The sequence below is a fragment of the Azospira restricta genome, from assembly GCF_016858125.1.
In the GTDB taxonomy this organism is placed as follows: domain Bacteria; phylum Pseudomonadota; class Gammaproteobacteria; order Burkholderiales; family Rhodocyclaceae; genus Proximibacter; species Proximibacter restrictus.
The window spans coordinates 356,633-375,902 of record NZ_CP064781.1; the positions used below are offsets into that span (position 1 = coordinate 356,633).

The 19,270-nt window shown below is 71.2% G+C and carries 19 protein-coding genes; 12 read left to right on the forward strand and 7 right to left on the reverse strand.

The window, feature by feature from the left end; all coding sequences use genetic code 11:
- The first annotated feature begins 41 nt into the window (after nt 1–41).
- The 3 genes from IWH25_RS01700 to IWH25_RS01710 are packed head-to-tail and all read left to right on the forward strand — an operon-like array spanning nt 42 to nt 2,594.
- Nucleotides 42–1,679: an ATP-binding domain-containing protein gene (locus IWH25_RS01700; RefSeq protein ID WP_203387633.1), complete on the forward strand. Its 1,638-nt coding sequence runs from the start codon at nt 42–44 to the stop codon at nt 1,677–1,679.
- Nucleotides 1,680–1,718: 39 nt separating this feature from the next.
- Nucleotides 1,719–2,093 (forward strand): single stranded DNA-binding domain-containing protein, encoded by a 375-nt coding sequence (locus tag IWH25_RS01705; protein WP_203387634.1) that lies wholly within the window; start codon nt 1,719–1,721, stop codon nt 2,091–2,093.
- A gap of 12 nt (nt 2,094–2,105) precedes the next feature.
- On the forward strand, nt 2,106–2,594 hold the full coding sequence (locus IWH25_RS01710) for a TlpA family protein disulfide reductase (protein ID WP_203387635.1): 489 nt from the start codon (nt 2,106–2,108) through the stop codon (nt 2,592–2,594).
- 1 nt (nt 2,595) lies between these two features.
- Here IWH25_RS01710 and IWH25_RS01715 read toward each other — a convergent pair whose 3' ends face one another.
- Together IWH25_RS01715 and IWH25_RS01720 are read right to left on the reverse strand one after the other, a co-directional pair.
- Nucleotides 2,596–4,191 (reverse strand): protein adenylyltransferase SelO, encoded by a 1,596-nt coding sequence (locus IWH25_RS01715; RefSeq protein ID WP_203387636.1) that lies wholly within the window; start codon nt 4,189–4,191, stop codon nt 2,596–2,598.
- Nucleotides 4,192–4,235: 44 nt separating this feature from the next.
- The gene (locus IWH25_RS01720) at nt 4,236–5,150 is read right to left on the reverse strand and encodes a LysR family transcriptional regulator (protein ID WP_203387637.1); all 915 of its coding nucleotides are present in this window, start codon (nt 5,148–5,150) and stop codon (nt 4,236–4,238) included.
- 158 nt (nt 5,151–5,308) lie between these two features.
- Between IWH25_RS01720 and IWH25_RS01725 the strand changes: the two genes are divergently transcribed.
- From IWH25_RS01725 to IWH25_RS01740, 4 genes are read left to right on the forward strand one after another with little or no spacing between them, the layout of a single operon-like run.
- The gene (locus IWH25_RS01725) at nt 5,309–6,253 is read left to right on the forward strand and encodes a sodium-dependent bicarbonate transport family permease (protein ID WP_203387638.1); all 945 of its coding nucleotides are present in this window, start codon (nt 5,309–5,311) and stop codon (nt 6,251–6,253) included.
- The gene (locus tag IWH25_RS01730; RefSeq protein WP_203387639.1) at nt 6,250–6,564 is read left to right on the forward strand and encodes a P-II family nitrogen regulator; all 315 of its coding nucleotides are present in this window, start codon (nt 6,250–6,252) and stop codon (nt 6,562–6,564) included. The genes IWH25_RS01725 and IWH25_RS01730 overlap by 4 nt, the downstream gene beginning before the upstream one ends.
- The gene (locus tag IWH25_RS01735; protein WP_203387640.1) at nt 6,561–7,073 is read left to right on the forward strand and encodes a phosphatase PAP2 family protein; all 513 of its coding nucleotides are present in this window, start codon (nt 6,561–6,563) and stop codon (nt 7,071–7,073) included. Before IWH25_RS01730 ends, IWH25_RS01735 begins: the two co-directional genes overlap by 4 nt.
- Nucleotides 7,070–7,459: a diacylglycerol kinase gene (locus IWH25_RS01740; RefSeq protein ID WP_203387641.1), complete on the forward strand. Its 390-nt coding sequence runs from the start codon at nt 7,070–7,072 to the stop codon at nt 7,457–7,459. Before IWH25_RS01735 ends, IWH25_RS01740 begins: the two co-directional genes overlap by 4 nt.
- Here the strand turns inward: IWH25_RS01740 and IWH25_RS01745 are convergent.
- From IWH25_RS01745 to IWH25_RS01755, 3 genes are all read right to left on the reverse strand, one after another.
- Entirely contained in the window at nt 7,456–10,113 is a 2,658-nt protein-coding gene (locus IWH25_RS01745; RefSeq protein WP_203387642.1) for a cation-translocating P-type ATPase, read from the reverse strand. The two genes, IWH25_RS01740 and IWH25_RS01745, sit on opposite strands and share 4 nt — an antisense overlap.
- An 88-nt stretch (nt 10,114–10,201) precedes the next feature.
- Complete coding sequence (locus IWH25_RS01750; protein ID WP_203387643.1) at nt 10,202–12,241, reverse strand: preprotein translocase subunit TatB; 2,040 nt, start codon at nt 12,239–12,241, stop codon at nt 10,202–10,204.
- A 10-nt stretch (nt 12,242–12,251) separates the two neighbouring features.
- Complete coding sequence (locus IWH25_RS01755) at nt 12,252–12,728, reverse strand: C40 family peptidase (RefSeq protein WP_203387644.1); 477 nt, start codon at nt 12,726–12,728, stop codon at nt 12,252–12,254.
- Between the two features lie 60 nt (nt 12,729–12,788).
- On the opposite strand from IWH25_RS01755, the gene IWH25_RS01760 reads away from it, so the two are divergent.
- Nucleotides 12,789–14,237 carry an NAD-dependent succinate-semialdehyde dehydrogenase gene (locus tag IWH25_RS01760; protein ID WP_203387645.1) on the forward strand — a complete coding sequence of 483 codons (1,449 nt, stop codon included), beginning with the start codon at nt 12,789–12,791 and terminating at the stop codon, nt 14,235–14,237.
- Nucleotides 14,238–14,246: 9 nt separating this feature from the next.
- The gene (locus tag IWH25_RS01765; protein WP_203387646.1) at nt 14,247–14,558 is read left to right on the forward strand and encodes a hypothetical protein; all 312 of its coding nucleotides are present in this window, start codon (nt 14,247–14,249) and stop codon (nt 14,556–14,558) included.
- A 44-nt stretch (nt 14,559–14,602) separates the two neighbouring features.
- On the opposite strand, the gene IWH25_RS01770 is transcribed toward IWH25_RS01765, so the two are convergent.
- A complete protein-coding gene (locus IWH25_RS01770; protein ID WP_203387647.1) occupies nt 14,603–15,226 on the reverse strand; it encodes a cysteine hydrolase family protein in 624 nt (207 codons plus the stop codon).
- An 84-nt stretch (nt 15,227–15,310) separates the two neighbouring features.
- On the opposite strand from IWH25_RS01770, the gene IWH25_RS01775 reads away from it, so the two are divergent.
- A complete protein-coding gene (locus IWH25_RS01775) occupies nt 15,311–15,742 on the forward strand; it encodes a MaoC family dehydratase (protein ID WP_203387648.1) in 432 nt (143 codons plus the stop codon).
- Between the two features lie 47 nt (nt 15,743–15,789).
- On the opposite strand, the gene rng is transcribed toward IWH25_RS01775, so the two are convergent.
- A complete protein-coding gene (gene rng / locus IWH25_RS01780; protein WP_203387649.1) occupies nt 15,790–17,256 on the reverse strand; it encodes a ribonuclease G in 1,467 nt (488 codons plus the stop codon).
- 73 nt (nt 17,257–17,329) lie between these two features.
- Between rng and IWH25_RS01785 the strand changes: the two genes are divergently transcribed.
- Together IWH25_RS01785 and paaY are read left to right on the forward strand one after the other, a co-directional pair.
- Nucleotides 17,330–18,583: a peptidase U32 family protein gene (locus IWH25_RS01785; protein ID WP_203387650.1), complete on the forward strand. Its 1,254-nt coding sequence runs from the start codon at nt 17,330–17,332 to the stop codon at nt 18,581–18,583.
- 74 nt (nt 18,584–18,657) lie between these two features.
- Complete coding sequence (gene paaY / locus IWH25_RS01790; RefSeq protein ID WP_203387651.1) at nt 18,658–19,269, forward strand: phenylacetic acid degradation protein PaaY; 612 nt, start codon at nt 18,658–18,660, stop codon at nt 19,267–19,269.
- The last annotated feature ends 1 nt before the right edge of the window (nt 19,270 follow it).

Here is a 19,270-nt window from a genome sequence, read left to right on the forward strand (position 1 = left end):
TACGATGGCGCCAACATCGACGGCAGGAAGCTTCCGAACCCATGGCCCACATCCTCCCCGACGGCTGGCGCGAGCTCGCCGCCACCGGCGCCGCGCAGCGCGAGATCGAGACCCTCGCCCGGCTCGCCGACGCGCTTCCCGACGACTACAGCGTCTACCACGCGGTGCACTGGACCAACCTCGAACGCGGCTACTCGGTGTTCGGCGAGATCGACTTCATCGTCATGAACCGTGCCGGCCAGCTGCTGGTGATCGAGCAGAAGGCCGGCTTCCTCGACGAGACGCCGGAAGGGCTGGTCAAGCGCTACCCGGGACGAACCAAGTCGGTCGTCGCGCAGCTGGCGCGCAACGTCGACGCCTTGCGCGGCAAGCTGAACGCCCGCCCGGACGCGCCGGCGGCGAGCATCGACTACCTCTTCTACTGCCCCGACTACCGCGTGCGCCAGCCGCACAGCGCCGGTCTCGCGCCCGAGCGCATCGTCGACGCCGAGCGCCGCGACCGGCTGCCGGCGCTGATCGCGGCCGTGCTGCCGGCGGGCGAGCCCTCGCCCGAGGCGCAGAAGGTGCACCGCTTCCTGTGCGACATCATCTCGCTCGAGACCGACGTCAGCGCGCTGATCGGCCGCGCCCGCGCGCTGGTCGGGCGCATCTCCGGCGGCCTCGCGCACTGGGCGCGGCAGCTGGAGTTCGCGCCGTTCCGGCTGCGCGTCACCGGCACCGCCGGCTCGGGCAAGACGCAGCTGGCGCTCGCCGAATACCGCGCGACGCTGGAGCGCGGCGGCCGCCCGCTCTACCTCTGCTACAACCGGCCGCTGGCCGACCACTTCCGCGCCATCGCCCCGGAGGGCGGGCTGATCGGCACCTTCCACGCCTTCTGCCAGCAGCGCCTGCGCGCCGCCGGCCAGCCGCCCGACTTCAGCCGGCCCGGCGCCTTCGAGCGCCTGGTCGAGGACGCGGCGGCGCTGCCGGTCGACGACGCCTGGCGCTTCGACACGCTGATCGTCGACGAGGGCCAGGACTTCCACGCCGAATGGCGCGACCAGATCTTCCGCCACGCGCGCGACGACGCGCGCCTGCTGTGGCTGGAGGACCCGCTGCAGAACCTCTACGCGCGCGAGCCGGTGCCGCTGGACGGCTGGGTCGGCCTGCGCTCGTTCGCCAACTTCCGCTGCCCGCGGCCGGTGGTGCGCCTCTTGCAGCCGCTGCTGCCGCCGGAGATGCCGATCGAGGCGGCGTCGCCGATCGACGCCGGCGAGGTCGAGATCCTCACCTACCGCGACGACGCGTCGCTGCTGCAGGCGCTGAAGGAAGGCATCCGCCTGTGCTACTCGGCCGGCTTCCGCAAGGAGGACGTCGCCGTGGTCAGCTACAGCGGCCGCAACAACTCGCGGCTGCTCGCCTACGACCGCATCGGCCCGCACACGATGCGCCGCTTCACCAGCGAGTACGACCTGCTCGGCGCGCCGGTGTTCTCCGAGGGCGACGTGCTGATCGAGTCGGTGTACCGCTTCAAGGGCCAGTCGGCGCCGGCGGTGGTGTTCGCCGAGATCGACTTCGACGCGCTCGACGACAAGGCGGTACGGAAGCTCTTCGTCGGCGCGACGCGGGCGATGATGAAGCTGGTGCTGGTGATCTCCGAGCGCGCCGCCGAGCGACTGCGCGCCGCCGCCGGGGAGTAGAATGGTCGGCCAACCACGACTTTTCTCCGGAGAATCCGCATGCGCAACATCCTCGCCGCCGCCTCCCTCGCCGTCGCCGCGCTGACCGCCCTGCCCGCCGTCGCCGCCGACGCACCGCAGAAGTCCGTCGCTGCCGTCCATCAGGAGAAGGCCGCGCTCGCCGGCAAGACCGTCAGCGTCCAGGGCAAGGTGGTCAAGGTGAACAACGGCATCATGGGCCGCAACTTCGTGCATGTGCAGGACGGCAGCGGCGACGCCGCCGCCGGCAGCAACAACCTGATCGTCACCAGCAAGGACACCGCGCAGGTCGGCCAGCAGGTCGCCGTCAGCGGCAAGGTCACGCTGAACCGCGACTTCGGCGCCGGCTACCTGTACCCGCTGCTGCTCGAGGAAGCGAGCATCGCCGTCAAGTAATCGCCGACGGCGATGACGCTCCGCCGCCGCGGCCGCGTGCTGTTCGCCGCACTGGCGCTGCTGACGGCAGCATCGGCCGCGGCCGACGCGCCGGCAACGCTGCCGCCGCTGCAGGCGGAAACGCTGGCCGGCGAGCGGCTGGCGCCGGCCGTCGCGCCCGGCGCGGTGACCGTCCTTTTCCTGTGGTCGCCGGACTCGCTCGCCGCGCGCAAGTCGGTCGGCGAGTTGCAGCGCTTCGACGCCGCCTTCCGCGCGCGCGGCGTGCGCACGCTGGCGATCTCGACCTTGCGCGACGCCGAACGCTTGCGCGCCTACGCCGCCGAGCAGCGGCTGGACTTCCCGCAGCTGATCCTCGGCGAACACGGCCTCGGGCCGCTGCCCAACGAGCGCCTGCCCCGCCTCTACGTGCTCGACCGCGACGGCCGCGTGCGCGCCGCGCACGCCGGCCTGTTCCGGCTGCGCGACTTGGAGCGCGCAGTCGAACCCCTGCTTTCCCGCTGACTCACGAACTGCACGACAGCGCCGCGCAGCCCGGCGCGTGCCGCGCCCACTCCGGGCGACGGGCAGTGAAGCCGGCGTGCTCCGGCCGTTCGCCGTAAGGCGCGCGGATCGCCGCCAGCAGCCGCGCGAGTGGCGCCAGGTCGCCGCCGGCGGCGGCGTCGATCGCTTCCTGCAGCAGGTAGTTGCGCGGGATCACGCGTGGATTGGCCGCCGCCATGCACGCACGGCGGCCGGCGTCGCTGACGCCGTCGCTGCGCAGGCGCGCGGCGTAGGCGGAAAGCCAGTCGCGCAACCCGTCGATGAAGGCCGCCGGCAGCGCCTCCGGCGCGTAGAAGGCCGGTGCCAGCGCCGGCGGCAGGCCGGTTTCCGGCAGCCGCGACGGATCGACCTCGGCCAGCGCACCGAAGAACAGCGTGGTGTCCACCTCGGTCAGCGGCAGCAGGCCGAACAGCGCGGCGACCAGCGTGTCGTCGGCGTCGCCCGCCGCGTCGGCAAGACCGATCTTGGCGCGCGCCTGCCGCCCCCATTCGCGTTCGAAGGCGTCGCCGTAGCCGGAGAGGCCGGCTTCCAGCAGCTGCGGGCGTTCGACCAGCGGCAGCAACGCCTCGGCCAGCCGCAGCAGGTTCCACTGCGCGACCGCCGGCTGCTGCGCGTAGGCATAGCGCCCGCCCTGGTCGGTGGTGTTCGGCGTGAAGTCCGGGTCGAACACGTCGAGCCAGCCGAACGGACCGTAGTCGATGGTCAGCCCGAGAATCGACAGGTTGTCGGTGTTCATCACCCCATGCACGAAGCCGACGCGCAGCCAGTGCGCCATCAATCGCGCGGTGCGCCGCGCGACCTCGGCGAACCATGCGGCGTAGCGCGCGGGGCCGCCGCCGCCGATTTCCGGGAAGTAGTGGTCGATCACGTAGTCGGCGAGCAGCCGCAGGCGCTCGTGGTCGCTGCGTGCGGCGAAGATCTCGAAGTTGCCGAAGCGCACGAAGGACGGCGCGGCGCGGGTGACGATCGCGCCCGGCTCGGCTGCGGGGCGGCCGTCGTAGAACATGTCGCGCAGCACCGGCTCGCCGCTGCCGACCAGCGCCAGCGCGCGCGTCGTCGGCACGCCGAGGTGGTGCATCGCCTCGCTGCAGACGAATTCGCGCAACGACGAGCGCAGCACCGCGCGGCCGTCGGCGCGGCGCGAATACGGCGTCAGGCCGGCGCCCTTCAGCTGGATCTCCCAGCGCTGCCCGTCGGGCGCGACGAGGTCGCCGAGGACGATCGCGCGGCCGTCGCCGAGCTGCCCGGCCCACTGGCCGAACTGGTGGCCGCCGTAGCAGGCGGCGATCGGGCGCATGCCGGGCAGCAGGCGGTTGCCGGCGAGCACGTCGGCGACCGCCGCCGCGTCGTCCGGCGGCGCCAGCCCGAGCGTCGCCGCCAGCTCGTCCGACCAGGCGAGCAGCGCCGGCGCCGCCACCGGCGTCGGCGGCGCGTCGGACCAGCAGGCGCCGTGCACCGGGCGCGGCTGCCGTGGCGGGCCGGACTCGCCGGGCAGGTGGCGGGCGAAGTGGTGGTCGAAGCGGGCGGCGGCGAGGGGAACGAAGGCGCGGGTCAGCATGGCTCCCGATTGACCGGGATCGCCGCGAAAGGTTGCAGCGGCGCTCAGCGGGGCGGCGGCCCGGCCGCCTCGCCCGCGGCCAGCAGCGCGGCGAGGAAGGCCTGCGCCGGCAACGGCAACAGCTTGGTGCGCAGATGCACGACGCGCCACGGCTGGCGCAGCGGGAACCCCTTGACGTCGAGCACGGCGACTTCGCCGCGCTCGACGGCGTCGCCGAGCGCGTGCCGCGACAGCACGGCGAGCCCCATGCCGCTGGCGACGAGCGCGCGGATCGCCTCGTTGCTGGCGAGCGAGAGGCGGACCTTGAGGTGCGCGCCGCTCGCCGCAAGATGCTGGTCGATCGCGTGCCGCGAGCCGGAGCCGGCCTCGCGCAGCAAAAAGGATTCGCCGGCCAGCGCGGCCAGCGTCACCCGGCGGCCGACCGCCCAGTGCGCTGGCGGCGCGATCACCACGTGCTCGTTCTCGAGGAAGGGATGGACGACGATGTCGAGGTCTTCCGGCGGGTAGGACATGATGTACAGGTCGTCGCGGTTGTCGCGCAGCCGCTGCGCGATGCGCTCGCGGTTGGCGATCTCGAGCTCGATGTCGATGTCCGGATAGCGCTGGCAGAAGGCGCCGAGCATGCGCGGCAGGAAGTACTTGGCGGTGGTCACCAGCGCGACGCGCAGCTTGCCGCGGCGCATCCCCTTCAGCGCGTCGATCGCCGACTCGAAGCCGTTCCAGACGTCGTCGAGCCGGCGCACCGCGGCGAGCAGCTCCTCGCCGGCGGCGGTCAGCGAAATCTCGCGGCCGTGCTGCTCGAACAGCGGCAGCCCGACCGCTTCGGCGACCTGCCGGATCTGGATCGACACCGCCGGCTGAGTCAGGTGCAGCGCCTCCGCCGCCTTCGAGAAACTGGCGTGGCGGGCGACGGCCTCGAAGGTCTGCAGCTGGCGGAAGGTGATGCGACGGCGCGGCATGAATAAGCTTTTATAAATCCATATCAACAAATAGTTTAATTGGAATTTATTCAAAGGAAACGGGATAGTGCGCCCGGCCGCGGCGCGGACGTCGACGACGTCCCGCTACCCCGGAAAAGACCGCGCCGCCGCCATCCCTCGCCTCCGCCGCCATCCCCATGCCCTTCGAACCCGTCATCCTCTTCTTCCTGCTCGGCGCCGCCGCCGGGCTGCTGCGCTCGGACCTGAAGATCCCGGGCGTCCTCTATGAATCGCTGTCGATCTTCCTGCTGCTGGCGATCGGCCTCAAGGGCGGCGTCGAGCTCTCCCGCCACCCGGTCGCCGAGCTGCTCGGGCAGGCGGCCGCCGTCGTCGCCGTCGCCGCGCTGATCCCGCTCGCCGCCTTCCCGGTGCTGCGTCGCCTCGGCGGCCTCGCGCGCGCGGATGCGGCATCGATCGCCGCCCATTACGGCTCGGTCAGCGTCGTCACCTTCGCCGTCGCCGGCGCCTGGCTAGCCGGCCGCAACGAGAGTGCCGAAGGCCACCTCGTCGTCTTCCTCGTGCTGCTCGAATTCCCGGCGCTGGTCATCGGCGTCCTGCTCGCCCGCGGCGGCAACGCGGCGACGCCGTGGCGGCGGGTGCTGCACGAGGTGTTCGCCGGCAAGAGCATCCTGCTCCTCGTCGGCGGCCTGCTGATCGGCTGGGCCGCCGGCGCGGACGGCATCCGCCCGCTCGACCGCATGTTCTTCGACCTGTTCAAGGGCATGCTCGCCTTCTTCCTGCTCGAGATGGGGCTGGTCGCCGCCAGCCGGCTCGGCGAGCTGCGCCGCGCGGGCGCCTTCCTGCTCGCCTTCGCCGTGGCGATGCCGGTCGCCGCCGGCGCCCTCGGCGCGCTCACCGGCACGCTGCTCGGTCTTTCGGTCGGCGGCGCCGCACTGCTCGCGACGCTCTACGCCAGCGCCTCGTACATCGCGGCGCCGGCAGCGATGCGCATCGCCGTGCCGGAGGCGAATCCGGCGCTGTCGATCGGCACCGCGCTCGGCATCACCTTCCCGTTCAACCTGCTGCTCGGCATTCCGCTCTACCATTCGCTGGCCCGCCATCTCCAAGGAGTTCCTGCATGAGCGTCCCGATCGCCCGCTGCACGCTGCTCACCGTCGTCTGCGAAGCCTCGCTCGAGGACGATCTCGTCGCCGACCTCGGCACGCTCGGCGCGACCGGCTACACGATCACCGACGCGCGCGGCAGCGGGGCGCACGGCGTCCGCGACGCCGCCTGGCCGCCGGGCGCCAACATCCGCGTCGAGGTGCTGTGCGACGGGCGCACCGCCGAAGCCATCGCCCACCACCTCGAAGAACGCTACTACGCCGATTACGCGATGGTGCTGTTCACCAGCGACGTCGGCGTACTGCGGCCGAGGAAGTTCGCGCCGTGATCGCCGATCTCGACGCCGCGCTGCTCGCCGGCTTCGCCGCGGCACGAGGCGGCTTCGTCGACGCGTTCTTCGTCGCCGTCACCTGGCTCGGTTCGCTGTGGCTGCTGCTGCCGCTCGCGCTGCTGCTCGCCTGGCGCACGCCTGACCGCCGACGTCTCGCGCTGCCTGGCGCACTGCTCGCCGCCGCCGCCCTCTGCCACGCGCTGAAGATCGGCGTCGACCGCCCGCGTCCGCTGCTGCACGAGGCGCTGGTCGCGCTGCCCGCCGACGCCTCCTTCCCGAGCGCGCATGCGGCGCAGGCGATGGCCTTTGCGCTGCTCGCCGGCGCGCTGCTGCCGGCGCCGTGGCGACGCCCGGCGCTCCCGCTGCTGCTCGCCGCCGCCGCGCTGGTCGGCCTGTCGCGACTCCATTTGCAGGTGCATTGGCCGAGCGACGTGCTCGCCGGCTGGCTGCTCGGCGCCGTCGTCGCGCTCGCCGGCCTGCGTCTTTTCCGGCGACCGGCGGCATGAGGAACAAGTTCCTCGGCACCGGCGAGCCCGGCTACCACCCGCTGCGCAAGATCGCGACCGTGCTCTCCGGGCTGCGCTACGCGGCGCTGTACGACTTCAGCGTCGCCTACAAGCTGGCGCTGTCGGCGCTCGTCCTGGTCGGCACTTTCCTGCTGCGCGAGTGGGTCGACTTCCTGCTCGTCGTCATCGCCACCGGACTGGTGCTCGTCGCCGAGATGCTGAACAGCGCGATCGAGGCGCTGTGCGACTTCGTCGAGGCACGGCACGACGAGCGGATCAAGGTGATCAAGGACATCGCCGCGGCCGCCGTCGGCATCTGCATCGTGATCTGGTTCCTGGTGCTCGGCTTCGAGGGCTGGGAGATCGTCGCCGCGCTGCGCGCCTAGGCGCCCCGGCGGCACCAGGCCTTGCGCGCCTCCTCGAGGACGAACAGCAGCGCGGCAAACGGCAGCGCGAACAGCCAGGCCTCGGCGGCGAGCGGCGCCGTGCCGAACAGGCGGTTGCCCCACGGCGTGTAGACGAGCGCCAGCAGCAGCGCGAGCTCGACCGCGACACCGGCGAGCAGCAGGCGGTTGCCGGCGAACGGCAGTCGCCAGGCCGGCAGCAGCGGGTGGCGGCAGGCGAAGACGTTGGCGACTTGGGCGAGGACGATCGCCATCAGGCAGGCGGTGGTCGCCTGCAGGTAGTGCGGGTCGTCGGCCGCCGGCATCTCGCCCCAGTTCCAGCCGCTGGCGCCGAGCACGAAGAAGAAGGCGGCCATCGCCGCCAGCGCCTCGAGCGGGCCGAGGAAGCCGTAGGCCCGCGCCAGCAGCGGCCACGACAGCAGGCGCTCGCCGCGCGGCCGCGGCGGCCGGCGCATGACGTCCCGGCCCGGCGGCTCGGCGCCGAGCGCCAGCGCCGGCAGCATGTCGGTGCCAAGGTCGACGGCGAGGATCTGGATCACGGTCAGCGGCAGCGGGATGCGGAAAAGCACGAAGGCGAGGTAGGGAACGATCTCGGGGATGTTCGAGGTCAGGATGTAGGTGAGGAACTTGCGCAGGTTGTCGAACACCGCGCGCCCTTCCTCGATCGCGTTCACGATCGTCGCGAAGTGGTCGTCGAGCAGCACGATGTCGGCCGCCTCGCGCGCGACGTCGGTGCCGGCGAGCCCCATGGCGATGCCGATGTCGGCGGTCTTCAGCGCCGGCGCGTCGTTCACGCCGTCGCCGGTGACGGCGACGATCTCGCCCTTGGCCTGCAGCGCCTCGACGACCCGCATCTTCTGCTCGGCGCTGACGCGCGCGAAGAGCACCTGCGGCGCGTCGAGCGCGAGCTGCAGCGCCGCCGGCCCCATCTCCCGCAGCTGCCCGCCGCTGATCACGGCCGGCGCCGCCGCACGCACGATGCCGACCTCGCGGCCGAGCGCCAGCGCCGTGCGCGGATGGTCGCCGGTGATCATGATCACGCGCACGCCGGCCTCGTGGCAGCGCGTCACCGCTGCGTGCACGTCCGGCCGCGGCGGGTCCTCGAGCCCGATCAGGCCGCACAGTTCGAGCCCCTCCTCCATCGCCTCGCCATCGCCGGCGAGCGGCGCCCAGGCCAGCGCCAGCACGCGCAGGCCGCGGTCGGCGAGGTCCTCCTGCGCGCGCCGGAACAGCGCCTGTGCCGCGGCATCGAGCGGCCGCGACGCGTGGCCGTCGAGCCAGGTCGCGCAGCACGGCAGCACCGTTTCCGGCGCCCCCTTGCACCACAGGTGGCGGCGACCGTCGGCCTCGCGCGTGAGCACCGACATGCGCTTGCGCTCGGCGTCGAAGGCGATCTCGCCGACGCGCTCGCCGAACTCGGGCAGCGCACCGGCGAACTGCCACAGCGCGACTTCCATCGGGTCGCCGGACGGCTGCCCGTCGACGAACTTCAGGCTGTGGCAGAGGCCGGCGACCGCGCGCAGCCGGATGTCGCCGGGCGGCGGCCAACGTTCGGCGGCGAGGTGGTGGCGGCCGCCGAGGAACAGCTCGCGCACCTGCATGCGGTTCTGCGTCAGCGTGCCGGTCTTGTCGGTGAGGATCACCGTCGCGCTGCCCAGCGTCTCGACCGCCGGCAAGTGGCGCACCAGCGCGTTGCGCTTCGCCATGCGCTGCGTCGCCAGTGCCAGCGACAGTGTCACCGTCGGCAGCAGCCCCTCCGGCACGTTGGCGACGATGATGCCGATGGCGAACATGAAGTTGGCCCAGAACGGCAGGCCGATCGCCTGCCCGACGAAGAAGAAGACGACGCCCAGCCCGAGCGCGAGCGCGGCGACCAGCCGCGACACGCGGCGGATCTCCTTCTGCAGCGGCGACTCGGTCTCGCCGGCGGTCTGCGTCAGGTGGGCGACGCGGCCGAACTCGGTGCGCATGCCGGTGGCGTAGACGACGGCGCTGCATTCGCCGGCAACGACCAGCGTGCCGGCGAGCAGCAGGTTGTGCGCGGCGAGCGGGTCGTCGCCACCCGCTTCGGCGTCGGCAGCGCGCGCCCGCGGCCGCGATTCGCCGGTGAGCGTGGCCAGGTTGGCGCGCACGCCCCAGCCCTCGACGACGCGGCAGTCGGCCGGTACCCGGTCGCCCTCGGCGAGCAGCACGAGGTCGCCGGGCACCAGCGCGGCGGCGTCGATCTCCTCGACCGCGCCGCCGCGGCGGACGCCGACACGCTGCGGCAGCAGCCGGGAGAGCGCCGCCAGCGCGCGCTCGGCGCGGTAGGCCTGCCAGAACGAGAAGGCGCCATTGACCACGATGACGCCGACGATGGCCGTGCCCAGCTCGGCCATGCCGGCGGCGGCATCGGCGTACGCCGCGAAGAAGGCGAGTCCGGCGGCGAGCCACAGGATCAGCGCGAAGAAGTTGGTGAATTCCTGCAGCAAGGTCAGCGCCAGCGGCCGGCGCGGCGCCGCGGCGACGCGGTTCGGCCCGAACTCGGCCAGCCGCCGCGCGGCTTCCGCCGGCAGCAGGCCGTCGACGCCGCTGCCGAGGTGGGCGAGGGCGGCCGGCGGGTCGAGGCGGGCGATGCTCAGTCCGGGCGCAGGCATGGTCTCGGTGGCCGCGGCGGGACGGCGGCCGTGAGGAACATGCCGACAGTATGGCACCGCCGGCGGCCGGCGGCAGCCCGCCGCCGCGTCAGGCCTGCGGCTCGGCGGCCGGCGCCGCGACGAAGCTGCGCGGCGCGGCGCGCAGGCGCCGCCCGAGCAGGCGCAGCAGCTCGCGCGTCTGGCGGAACTCGACGCCGCGTGCGCGCAGCGCCATCCACAACGCCAGGCTGAAGCTGACGGCGAGGTTCACGACGCCGATCAGCAACAGGCCGAGCGCGGCCCACAGCACCGTCGTCGCCGGCAGCGCGAAGTCGAAGGCGGCGAGCGCGTAGCCGAGGTTGGCCGACGAGAAGGCGATGTGGCGGATGTCGATCGGCAGGCCGAAGATGACGCCGAGCGTGCCGGCCGAGCCGAGCATGCAGCCGAACAGGAAGTTGCCGGCGAGGCCGCCGAGGTGGTTGTCGACGTAGCCGCCGACGCGCGCCGCGACGCGCTCGCCGGCGACGCGGCGCAGCCAGCGCAGGCGGCCGACGCGTTCGCCGACGCGCGAGTGCGCGGCGAGGTTGTCGAAGAAGCCGGAGAGGATGCCGGCGAAGAAGAGGAAGACGCCGGCGATGGCCGCGTGCGGCAGCACCCAGCCGAGCGGGTCGAGTTCGGCGAGCAGGTGCGCGCCTTTCTCGACGGCGACCATCGCTTCGCCGAAGTGCCGTTGCCAGAGCAGCGACAGACCGATCGCCAGCGGCAGCGCGACGGCGACATTGCCGACGATGGCGGCGATCTGGCTGCGGCTGACGGCGGCGATCAGGTCGACGATGCGTTCCAGGTCCTGCGCCCTGCCGAGGCGGGCGTCGCCGAGGTAGCCGGCGATCGTCTGCGCGGTCATCGCCGGCTGCTTGGTGGCAATGGTCAGGTGCAGCATGTAGATCAGCGCGAAGCCCAGCCCGTAGATCATGCTGTAGATGAAGGCGTGGCCGAACAGCGCGATCTCCAGCTTGCCGGCGAAGATCTTGAGCAGCGCGAGCACGGCGATGATCGCGCCGGCGCCCATCGCCGAGCGCCACATCCGCCAGTAGGCCGGGCGCGTCTCGGTGACGTAGTGCTCGCCGGTCTTCGCCGCGTTGTCGGTGACGCGCAGCGCGAGCAGGCTCATGCCGCGCGACAGGTGCTGGCGCAGGCTGTTGCGCTGGTTCTCGGCGCGCAGCGCCGCGCGCGTCAGCTCGTTCCAGCGTTCGAGCGCCATTGCTCTGCCGTTGTCGCTGCCGTTCCCGCCCGCCTCGTCGTGCGCCTGGCTGCCCATCAGCTGCACCAGCACCGCCAGCCGGTGCAGGCTCTGCGCCGTGCGGCGCAGCGAGAAGGTCAGCGCCAGGCTGGTGCCGAAGCGCATCGCCGCGCGGTGCGCGCGCTCGAGCATGGTCTCGCACTGGTCGATCAGCACCAGCAGCTGGCGCTCGTCCTCGGCCGGCGGCGTGCCGGTTTCGAGCGCCGCCCGCCACGCGTCGGCGAAGCGCTGCGCCTCGCCGGCGACGGCGCGGAAGGCCTGCGTGTAGCCGGCGAGCTGCTCGTCGAGGCGGCGAAAATCGCGTTCGACCTCGAAGGCGCTGATGCGGTACGCGAGCACCAGCATCGCCTCGGCGATCTGCTCGGCGAGCCAGGCGCGCTCGGCCGGCGCCATCGCCTGCAGCGGCGCGAGCAGGCGCCAGAAGCGCAGCGAGCGGTCGGCGGGAATCGCCGCCAGCCAGCGCCAGTCGTCGCGGCGGTGGAAGACGACGTGCAGCGCGTCCTGCATCTCGCCTGCGTCCGGCAGCTCGGGCAGTAGGCGGTGGCTGACGATGCGCGCGAGCTCGGTGAAGAAGCCGGTCGGCGGCAGGATGCCGCTGTCGGCGAGGAAGCCGACCAGCCGGCGCGAGGCCAGGAGGCGCGCCAGCTGGCGCCGCACCGCGCCGCGCCGCGCGTCGTCGGCGGCGAGCAGGTCGAGCAGCGCGTCGTAGCCGGCGACGGCGGCCTCAGCGTCGTCGGCGCGGCGCGGGCGGATCGCCGCGAACAGTGCGGCGAACAGCGGCAGCGGATCGTCGCCGGCGGCGTGCCGGTCGATGGCGGCGCGCAGCCGCGTCAGAGAATTTTCGACCATGGCGTCGAGTTCAGTCGAAATAGCTGCGGCCGGCGTCGAAGCGCGACGCGAAATAGCCGCTCGACAGCCGGTCGATGCGCACGCGGCCGCTGGCTGCAGATGGCGCATGGATGAAGCGGTCGTCGCCGATATAGAGGCCGACGTGCGACAGTGGCCGGTTCAGCGTGTTGAAGAAGACGAGGTCGCCGGGTACCAGCTCGTGCCGCTCGACCGGTCGCCCCTGGCGGGCGATGTCGGCGGCGCTGCCGCTGACGCGCAGGCCGGCGGCGCGGTCGAAGATGTAGGACACCATGCCGCTGCAGTCGAGCCCGGCGTCCGGGTTCTTGCCGCCGAAGCGGTAACCGGTGTCGAGCAGCGACAGCGCGAACATCACCGCCTCGCGGCCGCGCTCGGAATGCCCGCGCGCAGCGCGCAGCGCCGGCGGCACGCTGCCGCAGGCGGCGAGCAGCATACCGGCGAAGGCGAACAGGAAATGTCGTCGGTGCATGGGCCAAGTATAAACTGCAGGTTTCGCATCCTTCACTTACGACCCAGCCGAGGTGCCGCCATGCAACTCAACGACCCCCTCCTCCTTCGCACCAGCGCCTACGTCGACGGCCGCTGGGAGGCCGCCGACGACGGTGCCAGCTTCGCCGTGACCGACCCGGCGAGCGGCGAGAAAATCGGCGAAGTACCGCAGATGGGCGCGCGCGAAACTGCGCGCGCGATCCTCGCCGCCGACGCGGCGCTGCCCGGCTGGCGCGCGAAGACCGCGAAGGAACGCGCCGCGCTGCTGCGCCGCTGGTTCGAGCTGATCGTCGCGCATAGCGACGACCTGGCGACACTGATCACCGCCGAATGCGGCAAGCCGCTCGCCGAGGCGAAGGGCGAGGTGGCCTACGGTGCCGCCTTCGTCGAGTGGTTCGCCGAGGAGGCAAAACGCGCTTACGGCGAGACGATCCCGCCGGTCGCCGGCGACAAGCGCCTGCTGACGATCAAGCAGCCGATCGGCGTCTGCGCCGCGATCACGCCGTGGAACTTCCCGCTGGCGATGATCACGCGCAAGGTGGCGCCGGCGATCGCCGCCGGCTGCACGGTGGTGATCAAGCCGGCCGAGCAGACGCCGCTGACCGCGCTGGCGCTGGCGCGGCTGGCGCACGAGGCGGGCCTGCCGCCGGGCGTGGTCAACGTCGTCACCGGCGACCCGGTGGCGATCGGCGGCGAACTCACCGCGAGCCCGGTCGTCCGCCACCTGTCGTTCACCGGCTCGACCGAGGTCGGCCGGCTGCTGATGGCGCAGTGCGCGCCGACGATCAAGAAGCTGTCGCTCGAACTCGGCGGCAACGCGCCGTTCATCGTCTTCGACGACGCCGACCTCGACGCCGCGGTCGACGGGCTGATCGTCGCCAAGTACCGCAACACCGGCCAGACCTGCGTCTGCGCCAACCGCGTGCTGGTCCAGTCCGGCGTCTATGAGGAATTCGCGGCGAAGCTGGCGGCGAAGGTGGCGGCGCTCAAGGTCGGCCCCGGCAGCGAGCCCGGCGTCGTCCAGGGGCCGCTGATCGACGCCGCCGGGCTGGCCAAGGTCGAGGCGCACCTCGCCGACGCCGTCGCCCACGGCGCGCGCGTGCTCACCGGCGGCAAGCGCCACGCGCGCGGCGGCACCTTCTTCGAGCCGACCGTGCTCGCCGGCGTCACGCACCGGATGCTGGTGGCGCGCGAGGAAACCTTCGGCCCGGTGGCGCCGCTGTTCGCATTCGACACCGAGGCGCAGGCGATCGAGATGGCCAACGCCACCGAATTCGGACTCGCCGCCTACTTCTACTCGCGCGACGTCGGCCGCGTCTTCCGCGTCGGCGAGGCGCTGGAATACGGCATGGTCGGCGTGAACACCGGGCTGATCTCGAACGAGGTGGCGCCCTTCGGCGGCGTCAAGCAGTCCGGCATCGGCCGCGAGGGCTCGAAGTACGGGCTGGAGGAGTATCTGGAGATCAAATACCTCTGTCTCGCGGTCTAGGAAACCACAATGTCGCAGATCGAGAGGGTGAAGCGCTGGTATCGCTGGGGGCATTGGCTCGATACCCCGCAGGGACTCTGCGTCCTGCTTTTCGTCCCGGTCTGCATCGCTGCCGCACTGTCGGCGGCATTCTGGCCGGCAGAGCCCCGGCCGCTTTTCCTGTCGGCTGGCCCAGCCCTGTTTCTGCTGACGCCACTGCTCGCGTTTATTTACTTCGTGTGGTTCGGGGGACCGACCTATGCGTCGTCGTGGTTGGCTACGCTGGCCGTGCTGTGCGTCATTCTCGGCCCGTTCGTAATTCCTTTCTTCCGTTCGCTGTAACCGCCGGCAGCGGCGGCGGGGATGGCCCCCGCCACCTGACCACCTCAGAACTGCAGCAGGTCGAACTTCGTCAGCGTCACGTTCTTCGACACCACCGGCGCGTTGGCCAGGTGCCAGGCGGTGTATTGCTCGCTGTAGGGCGCATCCGACGACATGCCGTCGACCGGGACGATCACCTTCATCCCGCGCAGCGAGGCGCCGCTCGCCGTGTAGAGCACGGCGCCCTGGGCCGCGGTGCCGATCGCGATCACCGTCTGCACGCCGCGTTCCTTCAGGATCTTCTCCAGATCGGTGTTCATGAACTTGTCGACACCGGTCGACACCACCGGCTCGCTGTCGCGCGGGAAGACCTCGGGCAGCGTGTCGGCGCGCTTGCCGGTCGGGCCGGTGGCGAACGCGACCAGCATGCCCCTGGCACGGGCCATCTCCAGCGCCTTCTTCACCGCCGGCAGCTGCGCCATGCAACGCGGCCGGCTGCTGCAGTTCGGGGTGACGAAGTCGAGCATCAAGAGTGCCGTCGTCTTCGCATCGATGCTCACCGGCTTCAGTTCCGGCGGCGGCGGCGCCTTGATGCTGGCCCAGTCGTCGACGATGGTCTGGGCGGCGGCAGCGGCGGCGGAAAGCGTCGTCACGGCGGCGAAAGCAAGGTGGGCGATTCGATGGCGCATGGCAAGTCTCCTCTTCGACGATGCTCCCGGCGGGGGCTGCGTGTATGCTACGTGATTCGGACACGAACAAAGGAGATCAGTTTCATGAACAAGGTGGGTGGCTACAACGTCGAGGACCTGCAAGCGGGGATGACGGCAAGCGTCAGCAAGACCGTGACCGAGGCCGACATCCTGATGTTTGCCGGCGTGTCGACCGACATCAACCCGGCGCACCTCAACGAGGAGTACGCCAAGGACACGCAGTTCGGCGGCCGCATCGCGCACGGCATGCTGTCGGCGAGCTTCATCTCGGCGGTGCTGGCGAACAAGCTGCCCGGGCCGGGCACGATCTACCTCGGGCAGACGCTGAAGTTCAAGGCGCCGGTGCGCATCGGCGATACGGTGACGGCGACGGTGACGGTGAAGGAGGTGGTGCCGGAGAAGAAGCGCTGCGTGCTCGACTCGGTGTGCACGGTGAACGGCAAGACGGTGATCGAGGGCGAGTCGACGATGTATTGCACGTCGGCGAAGGACTGACCGGGACAGGTTCCGGACAATAGGAAACGGGGCCACGGCCCCGTTTTTCACATCAGCACGATGTCGTACTGCTCCTGCGAATAGCTCGGCTCGGCCTGCAGCGAGACCGGCTTCTCGATGAAGTCGGAGAGCATCGCCAGTCCCTGCGACTCTTCGTCGAGGAACAGGTCGACCACCGCCGGCGCGGCAATCACGCGGTACTCGCGGGCGTTGAACTGGCGCGCCTCGCGCAGGAGCTCGCGCAGGATCTCGTAGCAGACGGTGCGCGCGGTCTTCACCTCGCCGCGGCCGTCGCAGGTCGGGCACGGCTCGCACAGCACATGCGCCAGCGATTCGCGCGTGCGCTTACGCGTCATCTCGACCAGGCCGAGTGCGGTGAAGCCGTTCACGGTCAGCCGCGTGTGGTCGCGGGCGAGCGCCTTGTTGAACTCGGCGAGGACCGCCTCGCGGTGCTCGCCGCTGTCCATGTCGATGAAGTCGATGATGATGATGCCGCCGAGGTTCCTCAGCCGCAGCTGGCGCGCGATGGTCTGCGCCGCCTCGAGGTTGGTCTTGAAGATGGTGTCGTCGAAGTTGCGCACGCCGACGAAGCCGCCGGTGTTCACGTCGATCGTCGTCATCGCCTCGGTCTGGTCGATGATCAGGTAGCCGCCGGACTTCAGGTCGACGCGGCGGGCGAGCGCCTTCTGGATCTCGTCCTCGACGCCGAACAGGTCGAACAGCGGCCGCTCGCCGGTGTAGTGCTCGAGCAGCGGCCGCACCGCCGGCGTATAGACGTCGGCGAAGGCGGTCAGCTTCTGGAAGTTCTCGCGCGAGTCGATGACGATGCGCGCCGTGTCCGGATTGACGAAGTCGCGCAGCACGCGCTGCGCGAGGTTCAGCTCCTGGTAGATCAGCGCCGGCGGCGCCGCGGTCCGCGCCTGCGTCTTCAGCTCGGCCCAGATCTTCCTGAGGTAGGCGATGTCGTTGGCGAGATCGGCTTCGGAGGCCCCCTCGGCCATCGTACGCACGATGAAGCCGCCCGGCTCGTCGGCCGGGACCAGCCGGTTCAGTTTCTCGCGCAGGGATTCGCGCTCGGCCTCGTCCTCGATCCGCTGCGAGACGCCGATGTGCTTCTCCTGCGGCAGGTAGACCAGCATGCGGCCGGCCACCGAGATCTGCGTCGACAGCCGCGCCCCCTTGGTCCCGATCGGGTCCTTGATTACCTGCACGAGCAGGCTCTGTCCTTCCGACAGCATGCGCTCGATCGGCCGCGGCGGTTCGCTGCTGCCGTGGCCGTTCGGCCGCGCCTCGAGGATGTCGGCGACGTGCAGGAAGGCAGTGCGCTCGAGGCCGACGTCGATGAACGCCGACTGCATGCCGGGCAGGATGCGCACCACCTTGCCCATGTAGACGTTGCCGACGAGGCCGCGCGAGCTGGTGCGTTCGATGTGCAGTTCCTGCGTGACGCCCTGGTGCATGACGGCGACGCGCGTTTCCTGCGGCGTGAAGTTGATCAGGATCTGTTCTGGCATCGTGAAGTGCGGCGCCGGAGCCGGGCGGCGAGGCGCGTATAATTTCGGGACCGCCCTCATTGTACCGCCCCGCATGAAAACCCCCGAACTCCTCGCCCCTGCCGGCTCGCTGGCGATGCTGCGCACCGCCTTCGCCTTCGGCGCCGGCGCCGTCTATGCCGGCCAGCCGCGCTACAGCCTGCGCGCACGCAACAACGAATTCGGCGACCTGGAGACCTTCGCCGAGGCAGTGCGCGAAACCCACGCCGGCGGCCGGAAACTCTACGTCGTCAGCAACATCTACCCGCACAACGCCAAGGTGCGCACCTACCTCGACGACATGGCGCCGGTGATCGCCATGAACCCGGACGCGCTGATCATGGCCGACCCCGGCCTGATCATGCTGGTCCGCGAGCGCTGGCCGGAGATGCCGGTGCACCTGTCGGTGCAGTCGAACACCGTCAATTGGGCGGCGGTGAAGTTCTGGCAGACGATGGGCCTGTCCCGCGTGATCCTCTCCCGCGAGCTGTCGCTCGACGAGATTGCCGAGATCCGCCAGCAGTGCCCGGAGATGGAACTGGAGGTCTTCGTGCACGGCGCGCTGTGCATCGCCTACTCCGGCCGCTGCCTGCTCTCCGGCTACTTCAACCACCGCGACCCGAACCAGGGCACCTGCACCAACAGCTGCCGCTGGGACTACAAGGTGCAGCCGGCGAAGCCGGACGCCGGCGGCGACGTGTGGCTGATCGAGGAGAAGGAGCGCCCCGGCGAGCTGATGCCGATCGAGGAGGACGAGCACGGCACCTACATCATGAACTCGAAGGACCTGCGCGCGATCGAGCACGTGCAGAAGCTGGTCGCGATGGGCATCGACTCGCTGAAGATCGAGGGGCGCACCAAGTCGCCGTACTACGCGGCGCGTACCTGCCAGACCTACCGCCAGGCGATTCACGATGCCGTCGCCGGCCGCCCGCTCGACCCGGCGCTGCTCGCCCAGCTCGAGGGCCTGGCCAACCGCGGCTACACCGACGGCTTCTACCAGCGCCACCACGACGCCGACTACCAGAACTACCTGCGCGGCCACTCGGAGTCGGCGAGGAGCCTCTACGTCGGCGACGTCGTCGCCTTCGACGCGGCGCGCGGCCTCGCCGAGATCGACGTGAAGAACCGCTTCGCGGTCGGCGACCGGCTCGAACTGGTGCACCCGGCGGGCAACGCCGAGCTCGCGCTCGCCCGGCTGGAGAAGGCCGACGGCACCGTCATCGACGTCGCCCCCGGCAACGGCCACCGCGTCTGGGCGCCGCTGCCGGCCGCCAGCGTCGGCGCCTTCGTCGCCCGCTTCGTCTGAGACGATGTGCGCCGCACATCACGAACAAGTCCCCTTCAGGGATGTCTGAGTTTTCCCGCCCCGAGGAGCCGCCCATGCTTCCGCTTCGCGTCTATGCCATCGACGGCATCGTGCCGGTGGTCGATCCGACCGCCTTCGTCCATCCCAGCGCCGTGCTGATCGGCGACGTGATCGTCGGCCCCGGCTGCTACGTCGGGCCGACCGCCTGCCTGCGCGGCGACTTCGGCCGGCTGATCCTCGAGCGCGGCGCCAACCTGCAGGACAGCTGCGTGATGCACGGCTTCCCCGGCACCGACACGGTGGTCGAGGAGGACGGCCACATCGGCCACGGCGCGGTGCTGCACGGCTGCCGCATCGGCCGCAACGCGCTGGTCGGCATGAACGCGGTGATCATGGACAACGCGGTGATCGGCGAATCGGCGATCGTCGCCGCCTGCGCGTTCGTCAAGGCCGGCATCGAGATTCCGCCGCGCATGCTCGCCGCCGGCATGCCGGCGAAGGTGGTCCGCGCGCTCACCGACGAGGAGATCGCGTGGAAGGTCGACGGCACGCGCACCTACCAGGACCTCGCCCGCCGCTCGCTGGCGACGATGCATGAAACGGCGCCGCTCGCGGCGGTCGAGCCCGGCCGCAAGCGCATCGAACTGCCGGACGTGGTGCCGCTGGTCGAGCTGAAGAAGCGCTGAG